The sequence below is a fragment of the Neorhizobium populisoli genome (assembly GCF_019430945.1).
Taxonomy (GTDB): domain Bacteria; phylum Pseudomonadota; class Alphaproteobacteria; order Rhizobiales; family Rhizobiaceae; genus Neorhizobium; species Neorhizobium populisoli.
Genome location: NZ_JAHYCB010000001.1, coordinates 605,098 through 630,288, shown reverse-complemented (window position 1 = coordinate 630,288; position 25,191 = coordinate 605,098). Strand labels below are relative to the sequence as shown.

Sequence of the window (25,191 nt, the reverse complement as noted above, 5' to 3'; positions counted from 1 at the left end):
CAAGAACTGTGAAAAAAGCCGGCGAAAGCCGGCTTTTTTTGTGAAAAATGCCCTCAGACCCCTTGTTTTTCAGGCTTTTCCGGAGCTTTTGGGTTGCCAAGGCCGGACGGAAAACTATTGTCGGCCCCGATATAAAAATGAGTCGTTCCAAAACCTAGAAAGGGTGGAAACATGAACAAGAACGAGCTGGTATCCGCAGTGGCCGAAAAGGCCGGCCTCTCCAAGGCTGATGCCGCATCCGCCGTCGATGCCGTGTTTGAGACCGTACAGGCTGAACTGAAAAAGGGCGGCGATATCCGTCTCGCCGGTTTCGGCAGCTTCTCCGTCTCGCGCCGCGAAGCCTCCAAGGGCCGCAACCCGTCGACCGGCGCAGAAGTTGACATTCCGGCACGCAATGTTCCGAAGTTCTCGGCCGGCAAGGGCCTGAAGGACGCTGTCAACAGCTAACATTTTGCTCATTAGAGCAACCTGTTTTGTCTCTGAAGGCTCGGGTTCGCCCGGGCCTTTTTTCTTTGCCGCAACTGCCGAATGCAGTACGCGCCGGCTCTAATCGATTAGCAGCCGAAGCGCTGTTCAAGACATCTCTAAGGTGTGAAAACCGTCATCCGCCTGTCATCTGGATGCCCCAATACCCACCCGTGGTTTCAAAGGACAGGAGGGCTTCCTATGACATTTCGTATCTGCGCGGCACTGACCGCTGCACTTTTCGCCTCGGCCGCGGCTCCGGCCAGCGCTGAACAGGTTTTCAACCGTATCGCTTCCTTCCCGGTCGCCGGCAACATGCCCGCCGACAAGGACAAGCTGACCCCGAGCTCGGCTGAAATCGTCACCGCCAGCGAAGACGGCATGACGCTGATCTATTCCGACAGTCCGCTGGGCGCGATCGGCCTCATCGACATTACCGACCCGAAGGCTCCGAAGGCGCTCGGCGCCGTCACCTTCAAGGGCGAGCCGACTTCCGTTGCGGCCGTCGGCAAGAAGGTTCTCGCCGCCGTCAACACCAGCGAAAGCTACGTCAAGCCGTCGGGCATGCTCGCCGTCGTCGACATCGCCACGAAGAAGGTCGAGCTGACCTGCGATCTCGGCGGCCAGCCCGATTCGATCGCCGTTTCCAAGGACAAGACTTTTGCGGCAATCGCCATCGAAAACGAGCGCGACGAGAAGGTCAATGACGGCGCCATCCCGCAGATGCCGGCGGGTGACCTCGTCATCGTTTCCCTGAAAGACGGTACGCCTGATTGCGCTTCGATCAAGCATGTCGACATGAAGGGCATTGCCGAAATCGCCCCGGAAGATCCGGAGCCGGAATTCGTTGCCATCAACGACAACGGCGAAATTGCCGTGACGATGCAGGAAAACAACCACATCGCCATCATCGACAGCAAGACGGCCAAGGTCGTCGCGCACTTCTCTGCCGGCAAGGTCGATCTTGAAGGCATCGACACCAAGTCTGATGGTCAGCTGTCGTTCACCGACAAGCAGGCAGGCCGTCTGCGCGAGCCGGACGCCATCAAGTGGCTCGACAACAACCGCCTCATCGTCGCCAACGAAGGCGACTGGAAGGGCGGCGCCCGCGGTTTCACCATTTTCGATCGCACCGGCAAGGTTCTTCACGAGGCCGGCGGTTCGCTGGAGCGCGCCGTCGCCCGTCTCGGCCACTATCCGGAAGGCCGTTCGCGCGCCAAGGGTATCGAGCCGGAAGGCATGGAAACTGCGACCTTCAACGGCCAGAAGTATTTCTTCATCCTCGCTGAGCGTGCTTCGATCGTCGCTGTCTACAAAGACACCGGCGCCGAGCCGCAGCTGATGCAGATCCTGCCGTCGGGCATCTCGCCGGAAGGCGCCGTTGCCATTCCGGGCCGCAACCTGTTTGCGACTGCCAACGAACTGGATCTCGGCAAGGATGGCGGCGCTCGCTCGCATGTCATGATCTACCAGCTCGAAGAGGGTCAGGCAGCCTATCCGACGCTGGTTTCCAACGACGTCAACGGCAACGTCCTCGGCTGGGGTGCGCTCTCCGGCCTGGTCGGCGACGCTGAAAAGGACGGCATCGTCTACGCGGTCAACGACAGCTATTACGGCATGCAGCCGTCGATCTTCACGATCGACACGACCAAGAAACCTGCCCAGATCACCGGCGTGACCCGCATCACCCGCAACGGTCAGCCGGCCCAGAAGCTCGATATTGAAGGTATCGCACTCGACGGCAAGGGCGGCTTCTGGCTCGCTTCGGAAGGCGACTCGGCAAAGCTCACGCCGCACGCTCTCTATAACGTCGATGCCAAGGGCGAGATCAAGTCCGAGATCGCTCTGCCTGCCGAACTGCTGGCCGGCGAGAACCGTTACGGTTTCGAAGGCGTCACCACCGTCGGCAAGGGTGACGACATGGTTCTCTGGATGGCCGTCCAGCGCGAATGGAAGGACGACCCGAAGGGTACCGTCAAGCTCCTCTCCTACAAGCCGAAGAGCAAGGAATGGGGCGCCGTCCGTTATCCGATCGAAAAGTCGGAAGGTTGGGTCGGCCTGTCGGAAATCACCGCCCGCGGTGACTATGTCTACCTGATCGAGCGCGACAATCTCGTCGGCGACGCTGCCAAGCTCAAGAAGCTGACCCGCGTTGCAATTGCCGACCTGAAGCCGGGCAAGATCGGCGGCGAACTGCCGACCGTCAAGAAGGAAGAAGTCCACGACTTCATCGCCGACCTGAAGCGCGCCAACGGTTATGTCGCCGACAAGCTGGAAGGCTTCACATTCGACAAGTCGGGCAAGGCCTTCGCCGTGACCGACAACGACGGTGTGAACGACTCTTCCGGCGAGACGCTGTTCTTCACCGTGGACCTCAAGGGCACCAACTAATATCGTTACCCTTCGACAACAAAAGGCCGGGCAATTTGCCCGGCCAATTTTTTATGGAGTGAAGCGTTGCGTATCGAACTGGAACCGGCGCTCGCGGCGCATCTGCCGCTGCTGAGAAGCCTGCTTTCGGACTGCCTGACCGAATTCGAGAAATATGGCGGATCAGGCCCAGACTATCCTTATTTCGACGCTTATTGGGAACAGCCCGACCATCGCTGGCCTTATCTGATCAGGCTTGATGACCGCTACGCCGGCTTCGCCTTCGTCAATACATGGTCGCCCTCGGGCAGAGGCACGGATTTCGCGATCGCCGAGTTCTACGTGGTCCCTGATGCGCGGGGACGCGGGGTGGGGTTCGAGGCCGCAAAAACGATCCTGAACGAACGACCCGGCCAATGGGAGCTGAGCGTCATGGCTCGCAATGCTCCTGCTCAGAAATTCTGGCCGCGGATCATCGACGCGATCGGAGCAGGGGACGTGGAGCGGATCGTCTCTGACGAGACCACCATTTACTGCTTCACAATCGGCTAATCGCCTTCAATTCATAGAGCGACTGGCAGTCCTTTCTGCAATCCATCAAAACTTTAGGCGTTCAGCTTGTCGGAGCGTCCGCCCCTCATCCGGCTGCCGCCACCTTCTCCCCGTTAAAACGGAGAGAAGGGATATGTGGCACTGTCGGCGCTCCATCCTCCTTCTCCCCGCGTGCGGGGAGAAGGTCCCTGCAGGGGGATGAGGGGCAGCCACCGTCTCTGCGTTCCCTACCAGCGCTGATGAACATGCGGCGCCACCAGCCGTGCATAGATTTCCTTCGCCGCAGTCATCACGTCCGCCGAAATCGCATCGAGCTCAGCCGCCGCCGCATTGCCCTTGGCCTGTTCGGCATTGCGGGCACCCGGAATAACCACCGTGACCGCCTCGCTCGTCAGAATCCATTTCAGCGCAAACGCCGCCATCGAAGCCCCGGCCGGCACCAGCTTGCGGACTTCCTCGACCGCCTGAAGACCCACTTCGAACGGCACGCCGGCGAAGGTTTCACCCACATCGAAAGCGTCACCGTTACGATTGAAGTTGCGGTGGTCGTCCTTGGCAAAGGCCGTATCGCGGCTGATCCTGCCGGAGAGCAGTCCGCTTGCGAGCGGCACGCGTACGATCACCGCGACATTCTTTCTCTTGGCTTCCTTGAAGAACAGGTCGGCCGGTCGCTGGCGAAAGATATTGTAGATGATCTGGATGCTGGTGACGTCGGGATATTCGATCGCCTTCAGCGCCTCTTCGACCTTCTCGACGCTGACGCCGTAATTCTTGATCTTGCCGGCCTTCTTGAGGTCATCGAGCGCACCGAACACTTCCGGGCGATAGAGCACTTCGGTCGGCGGGCAGTGCAACTGCACGAGATCGAGGCTGTCGATTTCGAGGTTCTTCAGGCTACGGTCGATGAAGCCTTCAAGGTTCGCCTTGGTGTAACCGTCCGCCACATGCGGGTTCAACCGACGGCCAGCCTTGGTGGCGACCATCGGGCGGGCGTCGCCGCGCGATTTCAGCACGCTGGCAATGATCTTCTCCGAGCGCCCGTCGCCATAGACGTCGGCGGTGTCGATAAAGGTAACGCCGGCATCAAGTGCAGCTTCCAGCGCCGCACGGCCGTCCGCCTCGCTGATTTCGCCCCAGGAGCCGCCGATCTGCCAGGCTCCGAAGCCGATTTCACTGACGTTGAAGGATGTGCGTCCGAACGCGTGCTGTCTCATGGGTGTTCTCCGAATGAATGAGAATGGGACTATCCACAGGCTGCGGATACCCGAGCTTTCTTCGTGCCCGGCATTTGCCTAAAACACCTGTTCATCTCCGGCAATCAAAACAAGCGATTCGATGAGTTCTTTCCGTTTCATTCATGCCGCCGACCTGCATCTCGGCAGCCCCTTCCAGGGGTTGGCGATGAAGGATGTCGCGATTGCCGAGATGTTCATCGAGGCGAGCCGCAAGGCGTTTTCCGCGCTGGTGGATCAGGCCGTCGAGCGTAAGGTCGATTTCTTCATCGTCGCCGGTGACGTTTATGATGGCGATTGGAAGGACAACAAGATCGGCCTGTTCTTCAACCGCGAAGTCGCGCGGCTGGAGCGCGCCGGCATCCCGGTCTTTCTGCTCAAGGGAAACCACGACGCCGAAAGCGTCATCACCAAAACGATCACTCTGCCGAAGAATGTCAGCGAGTTTCCGGTCAATAAACCTGGTACCTTTAAGCTGGAGCACTTGAAGGTGGGCCTGCACGGGCAGGGTTTTGCGGAGCGGTCGGCGGTCGAAAACCTCGCGCTCGCCTATCCGAAACCGGAGCCCGGCTGGTTTAATATCGGCGTGCTGCACACCTCGTTGACGGGCCGCGAACCGCATGCGCCCTACGCGCCATGCTCCGTCGAGGACCTGCGTTCACGCGGCTATGACTACTGGGCGCTCGGCCATGTCCACGATTTCGAAATTGTCTCGACCGACCCTTTGGTCGTTTTTCCCGGTAACCTGCAGGGACGCTCGATCCGCGAGCAGGGGGCAAAGGGCGCTGTGCTGGTGACCGTCGAAGACGGTCGCATTTCTTATGAGCGGATCATCACCGATCATGCCCGCTTCGGTGAGCTTGCCCTTGAGATAGCGCCTGACGATGATGTTCTGATGATCCTGCGCCGGATCGAGGCCAGGCTGGAATCGATTGCCGGAGATATGCAGGATCGGCCGTTGGCGCTACGAATCCGTCTAACCGGACAAAGCCGCCTGCGCAATGAAATCACGGCGCGTCCTGCCGATTTCCGCGATGAGGTGCAGGCCGCCTGTCACCGCAGCCATGCGGACATCTGGCTGGAAAAGCTGGAAATGCGGCTCGACCCCATATCTGTTGGTGCTGCGCTTCCAACCGATATACTCGGCCTTGAAAGTTTGATCCCGTCCGGCGCGTTCCCGCCTGAGCTTCTGGCAGATGCCGAGACGAAAATCGCCGAGATCGCCTCGCGTCTGCCAGGCGGTATCGGCGCGGGCGAACTGCCGCTTGGCGACGATGCCGCCGCGTTGTTGGCGGAAGCTCGCGATCTGCTCCTCTCTCGTGCGGCAAAGGCGGGCTGATCCATGCGCTTCCACCGCCTTGATATCCTCCGTTATGGAGCCCTGACCAACCGGGCATTGACCTTCCGGCCGGATGCGAAACTGCATGTCATCTACGGTCCGAACGAGGCAGGCAAATCCTCGGCTCTCTCGGCGATTTCGGATCTGCTCTTCGGTTTTCCATCCGCGGCAGAGATGAGCTTCCTGCACGATCCGACATCCCTGCGCGTCGGGGCGGAGATCGTGGCACGTGATGGGATGAAGCTCGAATTCCGCCGTCGCCGTGGCCGCAAGAATACACTTTTGGCGGCAAACGACGCGGAGGACGCGCTGCCGGAAGATGCCTTGGCGCCTTTCCTCGGCACCCTGTCCCGCGACGTCTTCCAGCGCGCCTTCGGCCTCGATTCCGGCTCGCTTCGCGCCGGCGGCGAGACCATGCTGAAAAGCGGCGGCGAGATCGGCAGCTTGCTGTTTTCCGCCGCTTCAGGTTTGACGGGACTTTCCACTCTCAGAAAGTCGTTCGATGCCGAAGCGGACAGTATTTACAGCCCGCGCAAGTCGAAGGATCGGTCGTTCTATCAGGTTCTCGATGCTCACGACGAGGCTCGCAAGGCCGAGCGTGACAATGAGCTGAAGGCCGGGGACTGGAAAGGCCTGCTCAAGGAGCAGGCGGAAGTCGAAGCCGATCTTCAGCTCGTCCAGGCCGAACGCAGTGAAACGAAACATGCTCTGGAGCGCCTGCGCAAGCTGATCAGGCTGGAGCCGGTGCTGCGCGAAATCGACCGTGAGCAGGATCAGTTGGCGCAATTTAAGGCGCTGGCCACGCTGCCTGCCGGTTATGAAGATCGTCTCTCGGAGGTCATGGACAACAGGCGGGAGAGCGCGGAAGCGCTTCGGGCGGCTGAGGCAGATGTCGAACGCCTCAGGCAGGATGTTGCCACCGTGCATGTGGATGACGCGCTGATCGCGGCAATGCCGAAGATCCTCGCGGCATATGCGGAGAAAGGAGCCTATCTCAAGGCTCGCGAAGATATCGCCCGCGTGCAGGGCGAGGTGGATGATTTCGATCTTCGCCTCTCGCAGGCCGCGCGCCGTCTCGGTTTTGCGCCGGTGGAAGAACTTCAGCGCGCCCAGCCGACGGATCCCGATCTCGTCCGTCTCCGCAAGCTGGTGGAGGAGGGCGCCGAGCTCGACCGAAGCCTGATCCAGCTTCGCAAGCGGATCGAGGAAGAGCGCGATGCTCTCAGACGTCTTGAGGCAGATGGCGCCGGTGCCCGCTTGATCGATCCTAAGCCTTGGGCAGATCAGCTTGCGGCGCTTCGGCCCGAGCTTGCCGACCTTGCGAATATCGATTCGGCCAAGGTCCGAATGGCTCGCGCGGAGAGCGATCTCGCGTCCGCTGCCGGCAGGCTCGATCCGCCGGTCAAGGACGTTACGCGACTGTTATCCGCTCCGCTGCCGGACATTGCTACGCTAACGCACCACCGTCGTCTGATCGAAACGGCCAAAGCCGAGGCTCAGCAGGCAATGCAAAAGCTGGAGGCGGTCAGGGAAGACGCAAAGTCCGTTGCTTCGCAGCTGGAAAGACTGGAAGGCCAAGGGCGTATCGTCTCGCGCGATGACATCGCCACGGCCCGTGCGCGCCGCGATGCCATCTTCGAGACATTCGCGACCAGACCATCGGCCGATGCGCCGGAAGAGCTGCGAATCTCCATCATCGAAACGGATGAACTTTCGGACGCGGCTCTCTCCGATGCTGAACGGGTTTCGCAGCATGCGCAGCTGACATTGCGTATGCGCGACATTCGCCAGGCGATCGCATCTGCCGAGGCAATCGTCAAAGAGGCGGAGATTGCTTCTTCCGACGCGGTGACCGAATTCGAGGATCTTTTCCACGCGGCTCCCGTGGCTCCGTCCACGCCGGAGCGGATGATCGAATGGCGCCGCGGTGTCGACGGGGTTTCGCTTCTCTCCAGCGCCTTGAACGATACTGCCGATCAGCTGGAGACCCTGCGCCTCAGGGAGGAGGCCGTTCGTCCCACCTTGATCGGCCTCGCCGAAGCGATCGATCTTGCCCATGCAGCCCTGCCTCCGATGGCGCTTGCCCGCGCGCTCGAACGACGCATTGGCGAGATTGCCGAACGCTGGACGGAGGGACGGTCTCTGGATCGCCTCCGCCGCTCGGCGCAGGAGGCGCTGGAGAGACTGGAGGAGCGTGAGGCGGAGCAGCGCCGGGATATCGAACTCTGGCGCAAGAATTTTACCCATGCTGCCGTGATGGCAAGCCTTTCCGAGGATGCGACAGTCGAAATGGCGGTCGCCGCGCTTGAGGTCTGGCGAACGGTTCCGGATCTGCTTTCCGAGCGGGAAAATCGCGATCGGCGGGTGCGCGGCATGACCAGGGACATGGAGCATTTCGAAACCGCGCTTCAGGAACTCTGCCGTGAAGCGGCGCCGGATCTTGCGACACTTCCGGCCGATGCAGCGGCGGGCATGCTGAATGACCGGGCCATGGATGCCAAGGCCGCGGAAAATCACCTTTCGACGCTTGCGGTCGCGCTGGAGCGTGCCGAGTTGTCGTTGGCCCATCATCTCGACGAAAAAGCTGCAATCGAGGTCCGATTATCCAAGTTGTCACAATCCCTTCCGGAGAATGGCGATGATCTCGAAAAGGTGCTGGAAGCAATACGGGAGTGGACGCGTGTCGAGACAAGTCTTCGGCACTGCCGGGTTCGATTCGCGGAACAGGCCGATGGTGCGGATGAGGAGGATATCCGCTCGAGGCTCGCAGGTTTCGACCGGGTCGCCGCGGCACTGGAAATTGAAAGGCTCGAGGCCGAGGACAATCGCCAGGTCGAGCGGCTTGCGGCAATTCGGACCGCCGAAGCTGATAACCAGCGGCGCCGGCGCGAGCTGGAAATCGGCATCGGCGCTGAGCGCGCCGTCTTCCAGAAGCTTGCCGCTGAGCAGGAAGCGAAGGAGCTGGCGCGGCGTTGGGTAGTGCTGAAACTCGCCGCAAGCCTGCTTGCCAGTTCGATGGAAGCCTACCGGGAGCGGCAGGCCGATCCGGTGATGACACGCGCCGGGCAAGTTTTCGCCGATCTGACGGGTGGCAGGTTCTCACGCCTTGTCCAGCTCTACGATGAGCGGGACGAGTTACAGCTTGCCATGGAGCGCAAGACGGGCGAACAGGTGCCGCTTTCCGGCCTTTCGGAAGGTACGGGCGATCAGCTTTATCTAGCTCTGCGCCTGGCTTTCCTTGAAGACTATTGCAGCAAAAACGAACCGGCGCCGCTTGTGCTGGACGACATCTTCCAGACATTCGACGACGAACGCACTGCGGCGGGCTTGAGAACGCTGGCGTCAGCTGGCGGGAAGTTCCAGACCATCCTTTTCAGCCACCAGAAAAGTCTGGTGGATGCGGCGTTGCAGACGCTTGGTGAAGAGGTTGATATCGTCCAATTGGATCGGGCCTGAAATCAGGAGGCCGGCCCGCCCTTTACCGGACGAAGCGCCAGGCATCCGACCGGCATTCGGTAGACACTGGTCGCTGTGCTGTCCGGCTGCGTCTCGGGAGCGTCGCCGCATTTGATTGTCTGAGGTCGGGGCAGGATCAATAGATTGTAGCGCCGCTCGTCGGTGATCTCCTTGCTGAAGGTCATCCGATAAGTCTCGACGATCGATGTAAACTCCCGGCGCGTCGAGATCATCTCCTTGATGTAGGAACGGGTCTCCGGCGTCATTGGCAAGCCAAAGCGTTCGATCGCGGCCGTCGCCTCGTCGATCACCGCCTGATCGGAGGTCGAATCGACGAGACTGAGCTTGATGCGGAAATTGCGTATTGTGTCGGGCAGGGCACCGCGTGCCTGGACGAACAGGGACGCCTTTTCACTTGCCGATCCGAATTCCTGGAAAAACAGGCATTCCCAATCGTTGCCGGCCGGGGTGAAGGTGGCTTCGGTCGCCTTTTCGGTCTTCAGCGAAGCGCAACGCTCTTCGGCAGTGCGCGTTTCAGGAGCTTCGAAAGTCGCCGCCCGCTCAAGTCCCGCCTTTATCAACCAAGGGGGATAGTGCTCCGAAGGTGGGGAAATCTTCAATCGGCCGACCCGGATATTCTGCGTGGGCGGCGCAAGGAAATAGTGCTCAAGACCAAGCCGCTGCACGAGGCGCCGATAATTTCGTCCGTCATTGACCGCAAGCACGGTCGCCGCCAGACCCGCCAGCACAACCATCAGGAAAAGGCTGAAAACCAGCACGCCGGACCGGCGCCGTCGGCGCAGGTCCGCGGGGGTCAGTCCTTCGGCCTCATCCTCTTCCCGCATCGTCCCAATCGATCCCGCTCTTCGTCCGATCGGGGAAACTCCGGCGGTCGGCGAGGGCGAGTAACATATTATGCCGGTGGCTAAAACAGATCATCACAAAGCATAGTAAAATATGAGAGAGGCGGGAAGGTTGGGACCAGCCCAATCGCTGGATTGAAGCCGGGGCCGTAGGGCACGAGCAAGCGTGTGTTAAGGCCGATCAGGAGTGCCATGGCTGCCGGATTAACCATGTTACTTAGATAGCATTTAACTCAACTTGTTTATGTTCCCTTTGGAATATTAGTATCTTGCCAGTCTATGGCCTTAAAAGCGCACAGGATTTTTATTTCTGTGGTTGAGTACGATCCGACTTGATTGTCGGCTGCTCTGTGTGCTTTTCAGAGGGCAACCGGATTCACGAGGGTATCTGGCTTCTGTCGCATACCCTCAAACCGGAGCTGATTTGGAGTATCGAATTTGTTTCGACTGACTGCGATCATTATCTGTGCGGCGCTCGCAGGCTGCACGGCTGTACCCGGTGAAGGCCCGCTTACCGCTGATATCAAGGCGGATGCAGGCCGGTCGCCTGAGCAGGTCGGCCGTGCCGATGCTGCGGTATTCGACGTTGTCAACGTCGACAGCCGGAGCGCCAAGCTCGTATCCGACTATGTCGCCACAGCGCTCAATCGCCGATTCGGGATTGGCGGCGGTGTGGGGCGCGTCGTCATCGGCGTCGGCGATCAACTGAAGGTTAGCATTTTCGAAGCCGGAGCGGATGGTTTGTTTTCGACGGCTGAGTCCAAGCAGACCAGCCTCGATGTTGTCATTCAACCGGACGGTACTGCGGCAATTCCCTATGTCGGTACCATTCGTTTCGCAGGTAAGACGCTGGAGGAAGCGCGTCAGGCGATTCTAGGCTCCCTCGCAAAGAAAGCTGTCGAGCCGGATGTGGTCGTCGCCAGCGTGAATACCGCCTCCCGTCGTGTGACAGTTTCGGGCGCTGTAACAACTTCTGCTCAGGTGCCGCTCGGTCTTGTCGGTGAGAAGATCACGGATGTCATCGCCAAGGCAGGCGGTCCGACGGGGCAGCCCTACGAAACCTACGTGACGCTCGTTCGCGGCAGGAAAACCGGAACGGCGCTTCTTTCGTCTGTGATCGGTAATCCAAACGAAAATATTTACGTTCAGCCTGGGGACCAGATTTTTGTCTCCCGCGATCCTCGCACCTTCACCCTGCTTGGCTCGGTCAAGTCGAATGCGAGGGTCAATTTCGGCGCCAGTGACCTCAATCTGCTTGAGGCTGTCGCTCTCGGCGGCGGTGGCGACGATGCGGCCGTCGATGCGAAAGGCTATTTCCTGTTCCGCTATGAGGAGCCGGATGTGGTCATGAGTCTGCTAGGTACGCAGCGCTTCAACGAATTGCTTGGCAAGGGCATGAGAACTGATCGGGAAGGCCGTTATCCGATCGTCTATAGCTTCGACATGAGCCACGCCGACAGCTTGCTGGTCGGGCAAACGTTCCCGATTAAAAATCGTGACGTCATCTATGCTTCGCGTCACAATACGGTCGATTTGCGCAAATTCCTGGCAATTGTTGGCGCGCCGATAGGTGTTGCGTCTCAGGGCGCCAGCACGGCTTATAGTTTCGGACGCATTAACTAAAGCGTTCGACCAGGATGGTTTTAACCCTGCCCGGTTTCTCGGGCAGTTTTTTTTGTATACTGTCTTCCGACGGCCGTTGCTCCGGAAAGCAATGTTTTTCCGGTAAATTGCGACAGTTCTGTATTTTACTGACGCCTGTGGGAAAGCTATTTTTTGGTGACAACCCACGATAAGTGTGTTGTTAAGGTCGTCTGGCGGGACGGCTTGTACGATTTGCCACGGTAGATTGATAAACACCGAGTGACCATGACGATAGAAATCATCGGCAGGGCGAGTATTGCCCCGGGTGCGAATTCCGTAACCGAGCTTCAGAATGTCCTGACCGAAGGGCGCTGCACTATCACGCAGATCCCGGGCGATCGATGGGACATGGCACGCTTCTGGCATCCGTCTCAAGGAATTCCGGGCAAGACCTATACGTTTGCAGCTGGCGTTCTCGATAATCTCTACGATTTCGATCCTGCCGTTTTCGGGCTTTCGCAGCGCGAGGCGCTGCAGATGGATCCGCAGCAGCGCATCGTTCTCAATCTGGTATGGCAGGCCCTCGAAGACGCCAATATTCCCGTCAGCAAGCTGGCTGACGAGCGCGTCGGTGTTTATGTCGGGGCGTCGAATCTGGAAGCCGGTAATCTGCTGACGGAAGATCCGGCGGCTGGTAGCCCGTATTTCATGACCGGCAACACGCTGTCGATCGTCTCGAACCGTATCTCGCATGTGTTTGGCCTGAAGGGGCCGAGCATGACGATCGATACAGCCTGTTCCTCCTCGCTGGTCGCTCTCGACCAGGCTGCTGCCGCTCTGGAAAAGGGTGAGATTGACACTGCCATCGTTGGCGGCGTCAACATTCTCGTCCATCCGCTTTCCTTTGTCGGCTTCGCCCAGGCCCGTATGCTGTCGCCGGAAGGTCTGTGTCGTGCCTACGACACGAATGGCCACGGATATGTACGGTCGGAAGGCGGCGTAATGATCGTCCTGAGGCGCACCGACCGCGTTCGACAGGAGAAGGATAGAAGCTACGCCCGCATTCACGCTGTCGCAGTGAATTCATCGGGTCGTACGAACTTCATCAGCCTTCCATCGCGTGAGGCTCAAGCCGATCTGCTGCATTCGATCTACGATAACAGCGCGATTGACGTGAACCGGCTGGCCTTCATGGAAGGGCACGGCACAGGTACGCGCGTCGGCGACCCGGCAGAAGTCTGGGCTATCGGTGAAGTCGTCGGCAAGAAGCGCCGCGCGCCGCTTCCGATCGGTTCGATCAAGACCAATATCGGCCATACCGAACCGGCATCTGGTCTTTTCGGCCTCTTGAAGGCGATGATTGCGTTGGAGAACAATACTCTCCCGCCGTCGCTTCATATCGAGAAGGTCAATGAGGATATCGATTTCGAAGACCTCAATGTTCGGGTCAATACCTCGCCGGTAAAGCTTCTGCCTGCCAAGGAGCCGCGTTTCGCTGGCATCAACTCTTTCGGTTTCGGCGGCACTAACGCGCATGTGGTGATCAGCGATCCCGAGCGCCTGGCGCCGCTCGATCCGCCGCGTAGCGAAAGCGCTCTGTTCGTGGCCACGGCCCATTCTGCGTCGGCCCTGTCGAAGCTGCTTGAAGACTATCGCGATCGTCTCTCGCAGGCTTCGTCGGACGAGGCCCGTCGGGTCGTGTCTGCCGCTGCAGCCAACCGCGAGGCTCTCCGTCATCGCTTTGCCGTCGAGGCGAAGGATGCGGATGGCGTGCTGAAGGCGCTGGAAGCCCATCTGACAGGCGAAGCCTCGCAGGGCGAACGGGGCGAAGCTCCGGCCCAGGCAGCCAAGATTGCCTTCGTCTTTTCCGGTAACGGCGCCCAATGGGCGGGCATGGGTGTCGAAGCTTATAACGAGAACCGCCATTTCAGGCAGTGTTTCCAGTCGTTCAGTGCTCTCTTCGAATATCATCTCGGAGAAAAGCTGACCGACGTGCTCGTTTCGTCCGATCTCCCGCTGCGTCTTGGCGATACCAAAATCGGCCAGCCGTTGCTGTTTGCAGTCCAGGCATCGCTTTCCGATTGTCTGGCGGCGCTGGGCGTGCGGCCGGAAGTCGTTTTCGGTCATTCGGTCGGCGAGATCGCGGCTGCCTACGCAGCCAAGACCCTGACGGCGGCGGAAGCCGTGGCGATCGTGTCCAAGCGCTCCAGGTATCAGGATATCTTCGCTGGCCAGGGCAAGATGGCAGCCGTCGTCCTGAATGAGGAGGCGGCACTCGCCTTTGCCAAGTCGCATGGCCTCGACAACGTCTGCATTGCCGCGATCAACGCTCCGAATTCGGTCACCATTTCCGGTCCAGTCGAGGAAGTCCAGGCTTTCCGCGATGCCGCCCGCAAGGCACAGATCGTCGCGCATGTTCTGGATATCAACTATCCGTTCCACCACCCGATCATCGATAGCGCGAAGGACGCCTTCCTGGCGGATCTTCCCGAAATCGAGCCCGAAACCGGTTCATGCACCTATATTTCGACGGTCACCGGCAAGGTCCAGGATGGTCGTGGTCTCGATGCGGAATACTGGTGGCACAACGTCCGAGAGCCGGTCCTATTCAAGTCTGCGGCTGAAACCGCACTGGAGTTGGGTTGCAACCTGTTCATCGAAATTTCGCCACGGCCGATCCTCGGCAATTATGTGAGCGAAGTCGCCAAGCAGCATTCCGCGCAGGCAGTCGTCACCTCCACACTCCAGCGCGAGGTTCCGGTACCGGGTCGCGATCCGGTGGCGCAGTCCTTTGCCCGCGCAGTCGCGTTCGGCGCGTCGCCGCTGATGTCGCGGCACAGTGGCAAGCGCAATGCTTTCGTCAATTTGCCGCGTCTGCCGTTCGAGCCGATCGAGCTGAAAAACCCGTCGACCACGGACGAACTCGACGTGTTCGGCCGAGAAGGCAGGAAGCCATTCACGCTGCTCGGCTGGCGTTCCGACCCCAATGCGGCGCACTGGAAGAATCATATCGACGCTCGGCTTTTCCCCGATCTGGCGGAACATGTCGTTGATTCCCGTGCTATCCTCCCGGGCAGTGGTTTCATCGAAATCGCTGTGACGGCAGCGCAGCGCTACTACGGCACTGCCGAAGCCGAGGTCACCAATCTCGAGATCGTGAGGCCGCTCGAACTACGGCAGGACCGCATCGTCGAGCTCTCGACATTGTTGTCGCCGGAGACGGGCTATATCGAAATCCGCTCGCGCGAACGTCTGAGCAACGACGACTGGACGGTGCATGCGATTGCGCGCAGCCGCCGGCCGATCGAAGGCGAAGGCGAGGCCGTGCTGAAGAAGCCTGACGGCGAACAGCCTTCGATCGTTGGCGCGCGTCAGGCCTATGAGACAGCCGAGCGTTTCGGCCTGCAATACGGGCCGCATTTCCAGCTGCTTTCGGAAGCCCGCTCTTATGGCCGGAATTTCATCGAAGTGGATTTGAAGCCGGCCATGGCCGCCGCTCATCCCTTCATCGAATACAACCTGAATCCGTTTTCCGTCGACGCCGCGTTCCACGGTCTGGTCGCTCTGTTCGACCAGCTGTCGGGCAGCGAAGCCGGTTCGCCGTACATTCCGGTCCGTTTCGGCTCCGTCAAGGTGTCGGGCGCGACCGGCCGTATCGCCCGCGCCGCGATCGAGATCGAACGCTTCAGCGGCTTCTCGATCAAGGTCCGCTTCCAGATGTTCGATGCGGCGGGCAACCACATCGCGACGTTCGACGATTGCCGTTTCCGCCGTACCGCGCTGAGACGACATCACACGCTTGCATCCGTGGCCTTCCACTATGACAGCGTGCCGTCCGCTCTGACCGTGACGCAGGCTGCAGGTTCTCTCCATGCTCTCGCACCGTTCGCGCCTTCCACAGCGGGTAATCCGGACAATGCGACCCTTCTGATCGATGCGGCCATCTACCGAGCCTGTCATGAGATCGCGGCACTTCTGGCTGACCATCGTGGCATTGTTTCCACGCGCCGCCTTCCAGGCGATGGCGCCTTCCGCGCCTTCCTGACCAGCTGTTTCTTCATCCTTGAGGATGCAGGCATCGCAACGGCGGATGAGGGCGAGTGGCATGTGCCGCGTGAATTTACCCTGCCGCCCGTCAGTGAGATCCTGCAGGAAATCTATCGCGAGGACGCGGGCCGCGTCGCCGAAGCCGTGATGATCAACAATGCCTATCGCGATGCGTTGGAGCGGATGTCGGTCGCTGCGCGGCGTGACGACGGCGACAAGCTCGACACGACGAGCGAGGCGACCGTTGATCATGTTTTGGTCCATTCTCCGCTTGCAAGCCGGCATTTCACAGCAGTTGTAGATGCCGTCGAACAGGCCCTGGCAGCTGGCAAGGGCCGTATTCGCCATGTTCTGGAAGCGGGTTCTACCTCGATTACCATGAGCCGCCGCCTTGCCGCTGCCGCTTCTGCCAACGGTGCCTCGCTGGTTATCCTCGAACCGCGCGAAAGTGTTCGCCGGACGATGGAAATCGCCTTCGAGAACGACGTGAATGTGCTCCTGCCGGATACCGCAAAGTTGACGGTTCTGCCGGTTGCGGATCTCGTCGTGGCCGCCGGTGTGCAGACCCGCACGTTGCTGGCCGGGCATGATGGCATTCGTTCGGCAATCCGTGCGGCCGCTTCGGCAGGTACGCGGCTGGTTTTTGCGGACCGTGCGCCCTCGGCCTTTCATGACTTCGTCTTCGGCCAGTCCGAAGGCTGGTTCGAAAAGACCAAATCCGCTGATTTCCCGATTGGCCAGCTCAACACAATCCGGCAGGTCGAAGAAATTTTCGCCTCGCTTGGTTTTGCAAAGCCGGACGTCTCTGAGCGTGTCTACCCTGAAGGTTCGCTGATCGTCACCACCGCGCAGTCGGAAAGCCAGGCAGCGGAAAAGGCCGCCGGGTTTGAAGGTAGCGTGCTGCTCCTCGCGGAGCAGGCGGGCCGGACGATGACCTTTGCCAAGGGCAAGGTGCAGGTCCTCCGCGCCGATTGTGGCCAGGACGCTTTGCAGGCTGCTCTGAACGGTTTCCAGGGGCCGATCCGCATCGTTTATGGTGCGGAGCGTCTGGGCAACCGTGCGGCTTCGGCCCTTTCTCAGGATCGCCTACACCGGCTTGGTGTTCTGGCGGAAACCCTGTCTGCGCATCTGCGACAGGCTGGATCTTCTGCCGGCCGCCCGGAAATCGTCATCGTTGCCCCCGGCGGTTCTCCGCTTGCCGAGGGCCGGACGGATGCCGCGAATGCCGGCCTCTGGACGTTCGCACGCGTGTTGCAGAACGAGTACGACACCGTCGATGTCCATCTCCTGGATGCCGAAACGGGTGAGGCAACGACCGCACATGCGATCGAAGCGATCTTCTCCGAAGCGGCGATCAACCGTGAATGGATGATCGCCGGCGGTAACCTGCGTGAAGTGCGGGCCGCCAGCGGTCCGTTCCCAACGTCGGATGTGATGGTCAGCGATTTCAAGGCAGCCACGATCCGCCAGCTGGTTGCCAGCCGCGTCGACAGCATTGCCTGGGAAGCCTGCGACCTGCCGGCGCCCGCAAGCGAAGAAGTCGTTATCGCCGTAGAGGCGACGGGTCTCAACTTCCGTGACGTTATGTGGGCCATGGGCCTGTTGCCGGAAGAGGCTCTGGAAGACGGCTTCGCAGGCGCGACAATTGGCATGGAGCTTTCCGGCCGCGTTGTGCAGGTCGGCTCTTCCGTGACCGATCTCGCTCCGGGCGACCGTGTGATGGGTATCGCGCCGGCTGCATTCTCGACCCATGTGAAGGTTCGTCGCGACGGTGTCACGAAGTTCCCCGACCGCCTGGACTTCGCAGCCGCCGCCACGGTGCCGGTTGCTTTCCTGACGGCCTATTATGCCATGGTGCAGCTCGGCCATATCGAACGCGGCGAAACGATCCTGATCCACGGCGCCGCCGGCGGCGTCGGCTTGGCTGCGCTGCAGATCGCCAAGCTCAAGGGCGCGACGGTCATTGCCACGGCAGGGACGGTCGAAAAGCGCCGTTTCCTGGAAGCGCTGGGTGCCGATCACATCTTCGATTCCCGTTCGTTGGACTTTGTCGCCCGCGTGCGCGGCGTGACCAAAGGCGAAGGCGTCGATCTGGTGCTCAACTCGCTCTTCTCCGAAGCGATGGAGCGCAGCATCGAACTGGTGAAGCCGTTCGGCCGCTTCCTGGAACTCGGCAAGCGCGATTATTATTCGGACCGCAAGATCGGTTTGAGGCCGTTCCGCCGCAACATCAGCTATTTCGGCATCGACGCCGACCAGCTGTTGGTGAACCTACCGGCCGTGACCAAGAAGATTTTCGCGGAAATCGGACGTCTGTTCAGCGAAGCAAAGCTTTCGCCGCTTCCTTATCGTGCCTTCGCGCATGATGAGATCGGCAGTGCTTTCCGCCTGATGCAGAATGCCGGCCATATCGGCAAGATCGTCGTCCGGCCTCCGGTCAGCGGCAGGGATCAGGTTCTTGCTGCTCCGGGCAAGTCATTGCGCTATTCGCCGGAGGGTATTTTCCTCGTGGCGGGCGGCATTGGCGGCTTTGGTCTCGCGGCCGCGGACTGGCTCGTTTCCAAGGGTGTCTCGCGCATCGCGCTCTGCTCGCGCCGCGGCATCGCGGACGCCGAGACGCTTGCGGCGATCGCCGAATGGCAGAAGAAGGGTACGTTTGCGACCGTTCACGCCTGCGATATTACCGATGAAGCGGCGGCCGACGCGCTCCTGAAGGAACTGCGTTCCGAAGGCCCGCTGAAGGGCATCATCCATGCCGCCATGGTGCTGGACGATGCGCTGATTTCCAACTTGACGCCGGAGCGCAACAAGCCCGTCGTCGACGTGAAGGTGAAGGGGGCTGAAATCCTGCATCGCCTGACGTCGGGTGACGCGCTTGAACTCTTCCTGCTGTTCTCGTCGGCAACGACTATGCTCGGAAACCCGGGCCAGTCGAACTACGTGATCGCCAACGGCTATCTCGAAGGTCTGGCGCGGCAGCGTCGGGCTGAAGGCCTGCCGGCGCTTGCCGTCGGTTTCGGCGCGATTGCCGATACCGGGTTCCTCGCCCGCAACGCCGAGGTCAACGAGCTGCTTTCGAAGCGCATCGGCAAGACGGCGATGAAGGCGCGCGAGGCGCTTGAACAGGTCGAGCGATATATCGTCGAAGACACGGGTCAGATCGACGCGGCGGCGGTCATGATCGCCGAAGTCGATTGGAATGCGGTGCGCATGCTGCCGATTTCCAAGACGGCGATCTTCGAAACGCTTCTCCGTCATGCCGGCAGCAATACGGCATCGAGCGATGGAGACACGATCGACCTGGAAGAGCTGATCGCCGGCAAGTCGGCTGAAGAAGCCCAGCAGCTTCTGCACAAGCTCGTCGCGGCCGAGATCGCCTCGATCCTGCGCGTGACTGAAGATTCGGTGACCCCGGATAAGATCCTCAAGGAGATCGGTCTGGACAGTCTGATGGCGATGGAGCTCGGCATGGGCTTCCAGCAGAAGACAGGGTTTGATATTCCGTTGAGTGGCGTCGGCGACGACACCACGGTCGGTGACGTGGTAACTCGCCTTCGTGAGCGTGTGTCGAAGCATAGCGACGAGCCGGCGGAAGATGCCTCCGCTCAGAACGAAGCTGTCGGCAGCCTCGTCAAGCGACACTCGGTTACCCAGAAAGCAGCGACTCAGTGATGAATAACAAGTCGGATGACGGAAAACCCTCAGGGCTCGGCGCTGAGGGCAAGCGCGGTTTGCTGGATAAAATGCGCCAGGCAAACGAATCGTCCGGTCGCAATCGTGCTGCGCGGCTCAGCCGCCAGCCACAGGCGCCGGTGCGCCAGGTCCAGCGCTTCGAAGATCTTCCGGAATATCAGCGGGTACAGTTCCAGCGTACGGTTGGTGAGGTGACGGGTGTCGCAAACCCCTTCTACCGTTCCCATGACCGGGCGGCAGGCGCGACAACCGCGATGGGCGGCCGCGAATTCATCAATTTCGCTTCCTACGACTATCTTGGCACTAATACGGACCCGCAGACGATCGAGAAGGCCAAGGCGGCGATCGACCAGTTCGGCATATCTGCGTCTGCAAGCCGGGTGGTCGCCGGTGAAAGGCCGATCCACACCGCACTCGAAGAAGAGCTTGCGACGGTTTATGGCGTCGATGCCGCCGTCTGCTTCGTCAGCGGCTATCTGACCAATGTCGCGTCGATCAGCTGTCTGATGGGGCCGCAGGATCTGGTGATCCATGACGAGTTCATCCACAACAGCGCGCTTGCCGGCATCAAGCAGTCGGGCGCGACCCGTCGTCTGTTCCGCCACAACGATATCGAGAACCTCGAATCGGTGCTGCGCACGCTTTCGTCCGAGTTCCGCCGGATCATGGTCATCGTCGAAGGCGTCTACTCGATGGACGGCGATATCACCGATCTGCCGGCGCTTGTGGAATTGCGGTCCCGCTACGGTTTCTGGCTGATGGTGGACGAAGCCCATGCGCTCGGCGTCCTCGGCAAGACGGGCCGCGGGACGTTCGAGCATTACGGTGTCGATCCGCACGAGGTCGATATCTGGATGGGCACACTGTCAAAGACGACGTCGAGCTGCGGAGGCTATATCGCAGGCTCGCAGGCCTTGATCGATGTGCTGAAGGCCGAGGCCGGCGGTTTCGTCTACAGCGTCGGCCTGGCGCCGGTATTGGCGGCTGCGGCGCGTTCCGGCCTGGATATTCTGCGTAACGAGCCGGAGCGCACAGAGAAGCTGCATCGCAATGGTGCGCTTTTCCTGGAATATGCCAAGGCGGCTGGCCTCGATACTGGTCTCAGCCTCGGCTTTTCCGTTGTGCCGGTGATCGTTGGAGATTCGCTGAGGGCCGTGCAGCTGTCCAACGTCCTGTTGGAAGAGGGTGTGAACGTCCTGCCGATCATTCATCCCGCCGTGCCGGAAGGCATGGCTCGGCTACGCTTCTTCATCACGTGCGACCACACGGAAGAGCAGATCCGCCACTCGGTGGAAGTGACCGCAGCGAAGCTGAAAGAGCTTCATGCCAGCAATTTCGGCCTTGCGTCGCTTGACGTGGAAAAGGTCATGCAGCTGGCGCCGATGATGCAGGCAAGCGGCGGCAAGCCTTGACCAACTGAAGCTGGGGGCGGTCGGATATGCACGTCATCGTCACCGGCGGATCGAGCGGAATAGGGCTTGAGGTTGCCCGTATCTACGGCCTGCGCGGTGCTCGACTAACCTTGATAGGGCGAGACGATGCGCGGCTTGTGGAGGCCCGTCGCAATCTGGTCGACATCAGCAATATTCCCGAAGAAAATATTCACATCGGATCTGCCGACACAGGCGCAGGTCCGGATATCGCAGCGGTCTTCAAGACCTCCGAAGAGACTTTCGGGCCCTGCGACATCCTGGTAACGTCGGCCGGCATTGTCGATCCGGGCGTCTTCGACGAATTGCCCGGCGAAGCTTTCGACTATCAGGTGACGACCAACGTCCTCGGCATCGCCAATTCCGTCCGTGCGGTTTATTCCAGCATGAAGAGGCGAGGGCAGGGCCGGATCATGATCATCTCGTCTGGCGCGGCGCTGATCGGCATCTATGGTTATACCGCCTATTGCGCGTCGAAATCGGCGCTGACCGGCTTCGCCGAAGCATTGTCCTTCGAGGCGCTCGGAACGGGGGTGACGATCAGCCTCTGTTTTCCTCCCGATACAATGACGCCGCAATTCGAGCGGGAGATCGCCAAGCGACCGCGCGAGGCGCAGATGTTGATGGGCGCAGTCGCACCCTGGAGCGCGGATGCCGTCGCAAGGAAGATCGTCCGCGCGATCGATCGCAAGAGGCCGAAACTCTATTTCGGTTTCGCGCTGACCGCGCTCGGTCTTTACGGGCCTTTCATCAAGCCCTTTCTGAACTGGTGGTACCGGTTCCGGCTTGGCTGATCTGATCGGCGGATGCGTCAGAGAATGATGGCGCGCTCGCCCTCGATCTTCAGCACGGCGAGCTTGCCGGTGTAATAGGCGCCGGTATCGATGCCGATCCGTCCCGGCCCGCGGTCGGGTTCGGGTTTCGGTGTGTGGCCATGGATGACGACCAGCGGCAGCTTGGGGCCTTCGGCCAGAAACGGCTCACGAATCCACATCATGTCTTCGTCGCGCTGGTCTTCGAGAGGAATACCTGGCTTGATTCCGGCATGGACGAAAAGAAAGCCGCCGACTTTGAGGCTGATCGGAAGCTCGGTCAGGAAGTTGCGATGGGAGGCAGGCACGGCTTCGGCCAGGAGGTCCTCCATCTGGGGACCCTTGCTTTTGCTTCGCGTACCGACGTGATGCAGATCGATGCCATAGGACATCAGCGTCTGCTCTCCGCCAAGACCCAGCCATTCCGCATAGGCTTTCGGCTGGTCCAGGTAGCGCAGGAAGACGTCGTCGTGATTGCCGCAGAGCGGCAGCCGCTTCAGGCCGAATTCGCTTGGCCGGATCAGATAGTCGAGAACATGGCGGGATCGCGGACCTCTGTCGACATAGTCGCCAAGCAGAACCACAAGCCCCTGGCGCGAGGTCGCATCGATATCCGCCTTGATGCGGCTTTCGGCTGCCTTCAGCTCATCGAGACAACCATGTACGTCGCCAATGGCATAAATCGGATAGGCCGGAGCGGCGGCGCCGAGGTCTATCCTCCGGCGCTTGGATTGAGGCGGCGGCTCCTGCCGTTGGCCTGAAAACCAGTCAATCCATTTCCGCATGCGCCTTGCCGTCTCCGATTCCAGAATCAAATCGACAATGGGAAATGGCTCCCTAAAGGAACATTAACAATGCCGTGACCCGGCAATTTCTCTTCGAAATGCCGGATATATGCAGCAGAAGTCGCGCGATGAGAGATTTGCCGCCGGCGAGTGGCTCGACAGAGCTTCGCCAGCAGCGTATTGGATGCTCTATTTTCCGGCTAAGTATCAGATATTATTCCAGAAAAGAGGATTTTGAGGAGATTGGATTGTTTCACGGTCAAGTAAATTGAAGAAGCTAATATCGTGGCTCTATCAGGATCGTTTTTTGAAACGCGCTGCAGCGCTTCAAATTCTGACGGAAAAAGAACGCAGCGCTGTCGCGCATTATTCCAAGTCCCAGATTGTCAAAGAAATCCCCAATTACGTGATGCCCTTTTCAAAGGATTCGGAACGACCGTCATGGTGGCGTTCCTCGTTTGAAGGTAAAACGACCTATGTATTTTTGGGGCGCATTCACGAGAAAAAGGGATGTATCGAGTTCTTAGATGCTTGGGCAGATCTATGCCAGAGTAACAGCGAATTTGCGCAGGGTTCAGTGCTTGTGTTCTGCGGTTGGATAGATGGCTTGACCGGGTTTGAGGCGCATCTGGAGCAAGTGAATGTGCAATTCGGCAACGTTTTTTTTGCCGGCCCCCAATATGGCGAGGAAAAAAGCCGAACGCTTGCTGCCGCTTCGTTTTTTGTTCTCCCTTCGAAAAGTGAAGGGCTGCCTGTAGCAATATTGGAAGCATGGAGTGCGGGCATCCCGGTAATCATGACACCGGAGTGCAACCTCTCTGTGGGATTTAGCCGTGAGGCGGCGTTAGAAACCGGGTTCAATCGCCATGAGATCGTCGCAAGCCTTTTTGAGGCAAGCCGCATGAGCCTTGTTGATCGAGATCGGATGGGTGCCCGTGGAGCGGAGATTGTCCGGGAGTTATATTCTAGGCAGAAGGTCGGAGATGCGCTGCTGGCGCTCTATCGAGAAAGTACGGGCTCGATGGAGATTACTTCACAACGAGTGAGAGATGTCCGGCAATGACACCGCTTGACCACAAACAATCGAAGCCGCGTGATGGAGGCCCCAGTTTCTCCAAACGGCATCGGTTGATAAGATTCGCCTGGAATCTTGCTTGGACCATGCTTGCCGTTTGGACGCCGGTACCTCTTTACGGCTGGCGGCGGTTTCTCTTGAACGCTTTCGGAGCTGATATCCACCGAACGGCAAAGATTTATCCAAATGTTCGCGTTTGGTATCCCCGCAATCTTAAAATGGCAGAATATTCCTGCCTCGCTCCGGAGGTGAATTGCTATTGCATGGATCGTATCGAGATAGCCGCTTATGCGCTTGTCTCTCAGGGCGCCTACCTTTGTGGAGGTACGCACGATATCGACGATCCAAATTTTCAGCTCATCGTGAAGCCAATCACGATCAAGGCAAATGCCTGGGTCGCTGCGGAAGCATTTGTCGGTCCAGGTGTGACGATAGGGGAAGGCGCAGTACTTGGTGCCCGCGCCGTGGCATTCAAGAACCTGGAGCCATTTACGGTTTATGCCGGCAGCCCAGCTAAGCCCATCAGGAAGCGCATGATCAACGGAGCGGCCGCTTGAGCAATCTCGCTGTTGTCATTCTCACTTATAACGAAGAGCAGCATATCGCGCGAGCTATCGAGAGCGTCCGCACAATCGCGGCCGAAATCTTCGTCGTAGATTCGTTTTCATCGGACCGCACTGTCGAGATCGCCGCTTCGCTTGGCGCTGTCGTCCTTCAGAACCCATTCGTGAACCAGGCAAAACAATTCCAATGGGGTCTTGATAACGCTGCCATCACCGCTGAATGGGTCATGCGACTTGACGCGGACGAGGTGATCGAATCCGAATTGGCTTCGGAGATTAGAGATAAATTGCCTGCTCTCGGAGCCGATGTTGCCGGAGTCAATTTAAAGCGCAAACACATCTTCCTTGATCGATGGGTCCGACATGGCGGGCGGTACCCGCTCATCCTAACACGCATTTGGCGCAAGGGGCAGGGACGCGTGGAAGACCGGTGGATGGATGAACATATTCTGGTCTGGGGAGGCCGTACGGTACTCTTCGACGCTCCGTTTTCCGACCATAACCTGAATGATCTGGGTTTCTTTACCGACAAGCATAACAAGTATGCGGCTCGCGAAGCCGTCGATGTCCTCAATCGGCGTTATAGTCTGTTTTCTGAAGACGTTTCGTTGAAAAGTGAGACATCTTCGTTACAGGCATCACTGAAGCGATTTGTCAAGGAGAGGGTTTATAATAAAATCCCGTTTCCGGCCTCAAGTCTGGCCTATTTTTTGTACCGGTATATTTTTCAGCTTGGTTTTTTAGACGGACGAGAAGGCCTCATCTATCATTTTTTGCAGGGTTATTGGTATCGTTTCCTTGTTGGCGCAAAGGTACTGGAGTTTGATAAAGCGATCCGACATTTGCCGACAGCCGAAGAAAAGCGAACCGAACTCGCACGCCTGACGAAGCTTAAGCTGTAGGGCGTCTGGCCTGATTCCCGTCG

Annotated in this window: 15 protein-coding genes; 12 read left to right on the top strand and 3 right to left on the bottom strand. The window is 59.4% G+C overall.

Annotated features, from left to right (window positions below):
* The first annotated feature begins 171 nt into the window (after positions 1-171).
* The 3 genes from hupB to KX729_RS03060 all read left to right on the top strand — a co-directional run bounded on the left by hupB (position 172) and on the right by KX729_RS03060 (position 3,387).
* Positions 172-447, top strand: coding sequence for a DNA-binding protein HupB (gene hupB, locus KX729_RS03070; protein WP_007753405.1), 276 nt, complete (start codon positions 172-174; stop codon positions 445-447).
* Positions 448-666: 219 nt separating this feature from the next.
* The gene (locus KX729_RS03065; RefSeq protein ID WP_219740945.1) at positions 667-2,856 is read left to right on the top strand and encodes an esterase-like activity of phytase family protein; all 2,190 of its coding nucleotides are present in this window, start codon (positions 667-669) and stop codon (positions 2,854-2,856) included.
* Positions 2,857-2,922: 66 nt separating this feature from the next.
* Positions 2,923-3,387 (top strand): GNAT family N-acetyltransferase, encoded by a 465-nt coding sequence (locus KX729_RS03060; RefSeq protein ID WP_219740944.1) that lies wholly within the window; start codon positions 2,923-2,925, stop codon positions 3,385-3,387.
* 227 nt (positions 3,388-3,614) lie between these two features.
* On the opposite strand, the gene KX729_RS03055 is transcribed toward KX729_RS03060, so the two are convergent.
* Complete coding sequence (locus tag KX729_RS03055) at positions 3,615-4,601, bottom strand: aldo/keto reductase (protein WP_219740943.1); 987 nt, start codon at positions 4,599-4,601, stop codon at positions 3,615-3,617.
* 121 nt (positions 4,602-4,722) lie between these two features.
* On the opposite strand from KX729_RS03055, the gene KX729_RS03050 reads away from it, so the two are divergent.
* Both KX729_RS03050 and KX729_RS03045 read left to right on the top strand, forming a co-directional pair.
* Entirely contained in the window at positions 4,723-5,958 is a 1,236-nt protein-coding gene (locus KX729_RS03050) for a metallophosphoesterase family protein (protein ID WP_219740942.1), read from the top strand.
* Between the two features lie 3 nt (positions 5,959-5,961).
* On the top strand, positions 5,962-9,414 hold the full coding sequence (locus tag KX729_RS03045) for a YhaN family protein (RefSeq protein WP_219740941.1): 3,453 nt from the start codon (positions 5,962-5,964) through the stop codon (positions 9,412-9,414).
* Between the two features lie 2 nt (positions 9,415-9,416).
* Here the strand turns inward: KX729_RS03045 and KX729_RS03040 are convergent, their stop codons facing one another.
* Positions 9,417-10,259 carry a DUF6030 family protein gene (locus KX729_RS03040; protein WP_219740940.1) on the bottom strand — a complete coding sequence of 281 codons (843 nt, stop codon included), beginning with the start codon at positions 10,257-10,259 and terminating at the stop codon, positions 9,417-9,419.
* A 456-nt stretch (positions 10,260-10,715) separates the two neighbouring features.
* Here KX729_RS03040 and KX729_RS03035 point away from each other — a divergent pair, with 456 nt between their 5' ends.
* The 4 genes from KX729_RS03035 to KX729_RS03020 all read left to right on the top strand — a co-directional run bounded on the left by KX729_RS03035 (position 10,716) and on the right by KX729_RS03020 (position 21,825).
* Positions 10,716-11,900 carry a polysaccharide biosynthesis/export family protein gene (locus KX729_RS03035; RefSeq protein ID WP_219740939.1) on the top strand — a complete coding sequence of 395 codons (1,185 nt, stop codon included), beginning with the start codon at positions 10,716-10,718 and terminating at the stop codon, positions 11,898-11,900.
* Between the two features lie 246 nt (positions 11,901-12,146).
* A complete protein-coding gene (locus tag KX729_RS03030) occupies positions 12,147-19,580 on the top strand; it encodes a type I polyketide synthase (RefSeq protein ID WP_219740938.1) in 7,434 nt (2,477 codons plus the stop codon).
* A complete protein-coding gene (locus KX729_RS03025; RefSeq protein WP_025554415.1) occupies positions 19,580-21,013 on the top strand; it encodes an aminotransferase class I/II-fold pyridoxal phosphate-dependent enzyme in 1,434 nt (477 codons plus the stop codon). Before KX729_RS03030 ends, KX729_RS03025 begins: the two co-directional genes overlap by 1 nt.
* 26 nt (positions 21,014-21,039) lie before the next feature.
* Positions 21,040-21,825 carry an SDR family oxidoreductase gene (locus KX729_RS03020; RefSeq protein WP_219740937.1) on the top strand — a complete coding sequence of 262 codons (786 nt, stop codon included), beginning with the start codon at positions 21,040-21,042 and terminating at the stop codon, positions 21,823-21,825.
* Positions 21,826-21,842: 17 nt separating this feature from the next.
* On the opposite strand, the gene KX729_RS03015 is transcribed toward KX729_RS03020, so the two are convergent.
* A complete protein-coding gene (locus tag KX729_RS03015) occupies positions 21,843-22,628 on the bottom strand; it encodes a metallophosphoesterase family protein (protein ID WP_025554419.1) in 786 nt (261 codons plus the stop codon).
* A gap of 307 nt (positions 22,629-22,935) precedes the next feature.
* On the opposite strand from KX729_RS03015, the gene KX729_RS03010 reads away from it, so the two are divergent.
* From KX729_RS03010 to KX729_RS03000, 3 genes are read left to right on the top strand one after another with little or no spacing between them, the layout of a single operon-like run.
* Positions 22,936-23,691, top strand: coding sequence for a glycosyltransferase (locus KX729_RS03010; protein ID WP_219740936.1), 756 nt, complete (start codon positions 22,936-22,938; stop codon positions 23,689-23,691).
* Positions 23,688-24,260, top strand: coding sequence for an LbetaH domain-containing protein (locus tag KX729_RS03005; protein WP_219740935.1), 573 nt, complete (start codon positions 23,688-23,690; stop codon positions 24,258-24,260). The genes KX729_RS03010 and KX729_RS03005 overlap by 4 nt, the downstream gene beginning before the upstream one ends.
* Positions 24,257-25,168, top strand: coding sequence for a glycosyltransferase family 2 protein (locus tag KX729_RS03000; RefSeq protein ID WP_219740934.1), 912 nt, complete (start codon positions 24,257-24,259; stop codon positions 25,166-25,168). The genes KX729_RS03005 and KX729_RS03000 overlap by 4 nt, the downstream gene beginning before the upstream one ends.
* The last annotated feature ends 23 nt before the right edge of the window (positions 25,169-25,191 follow it).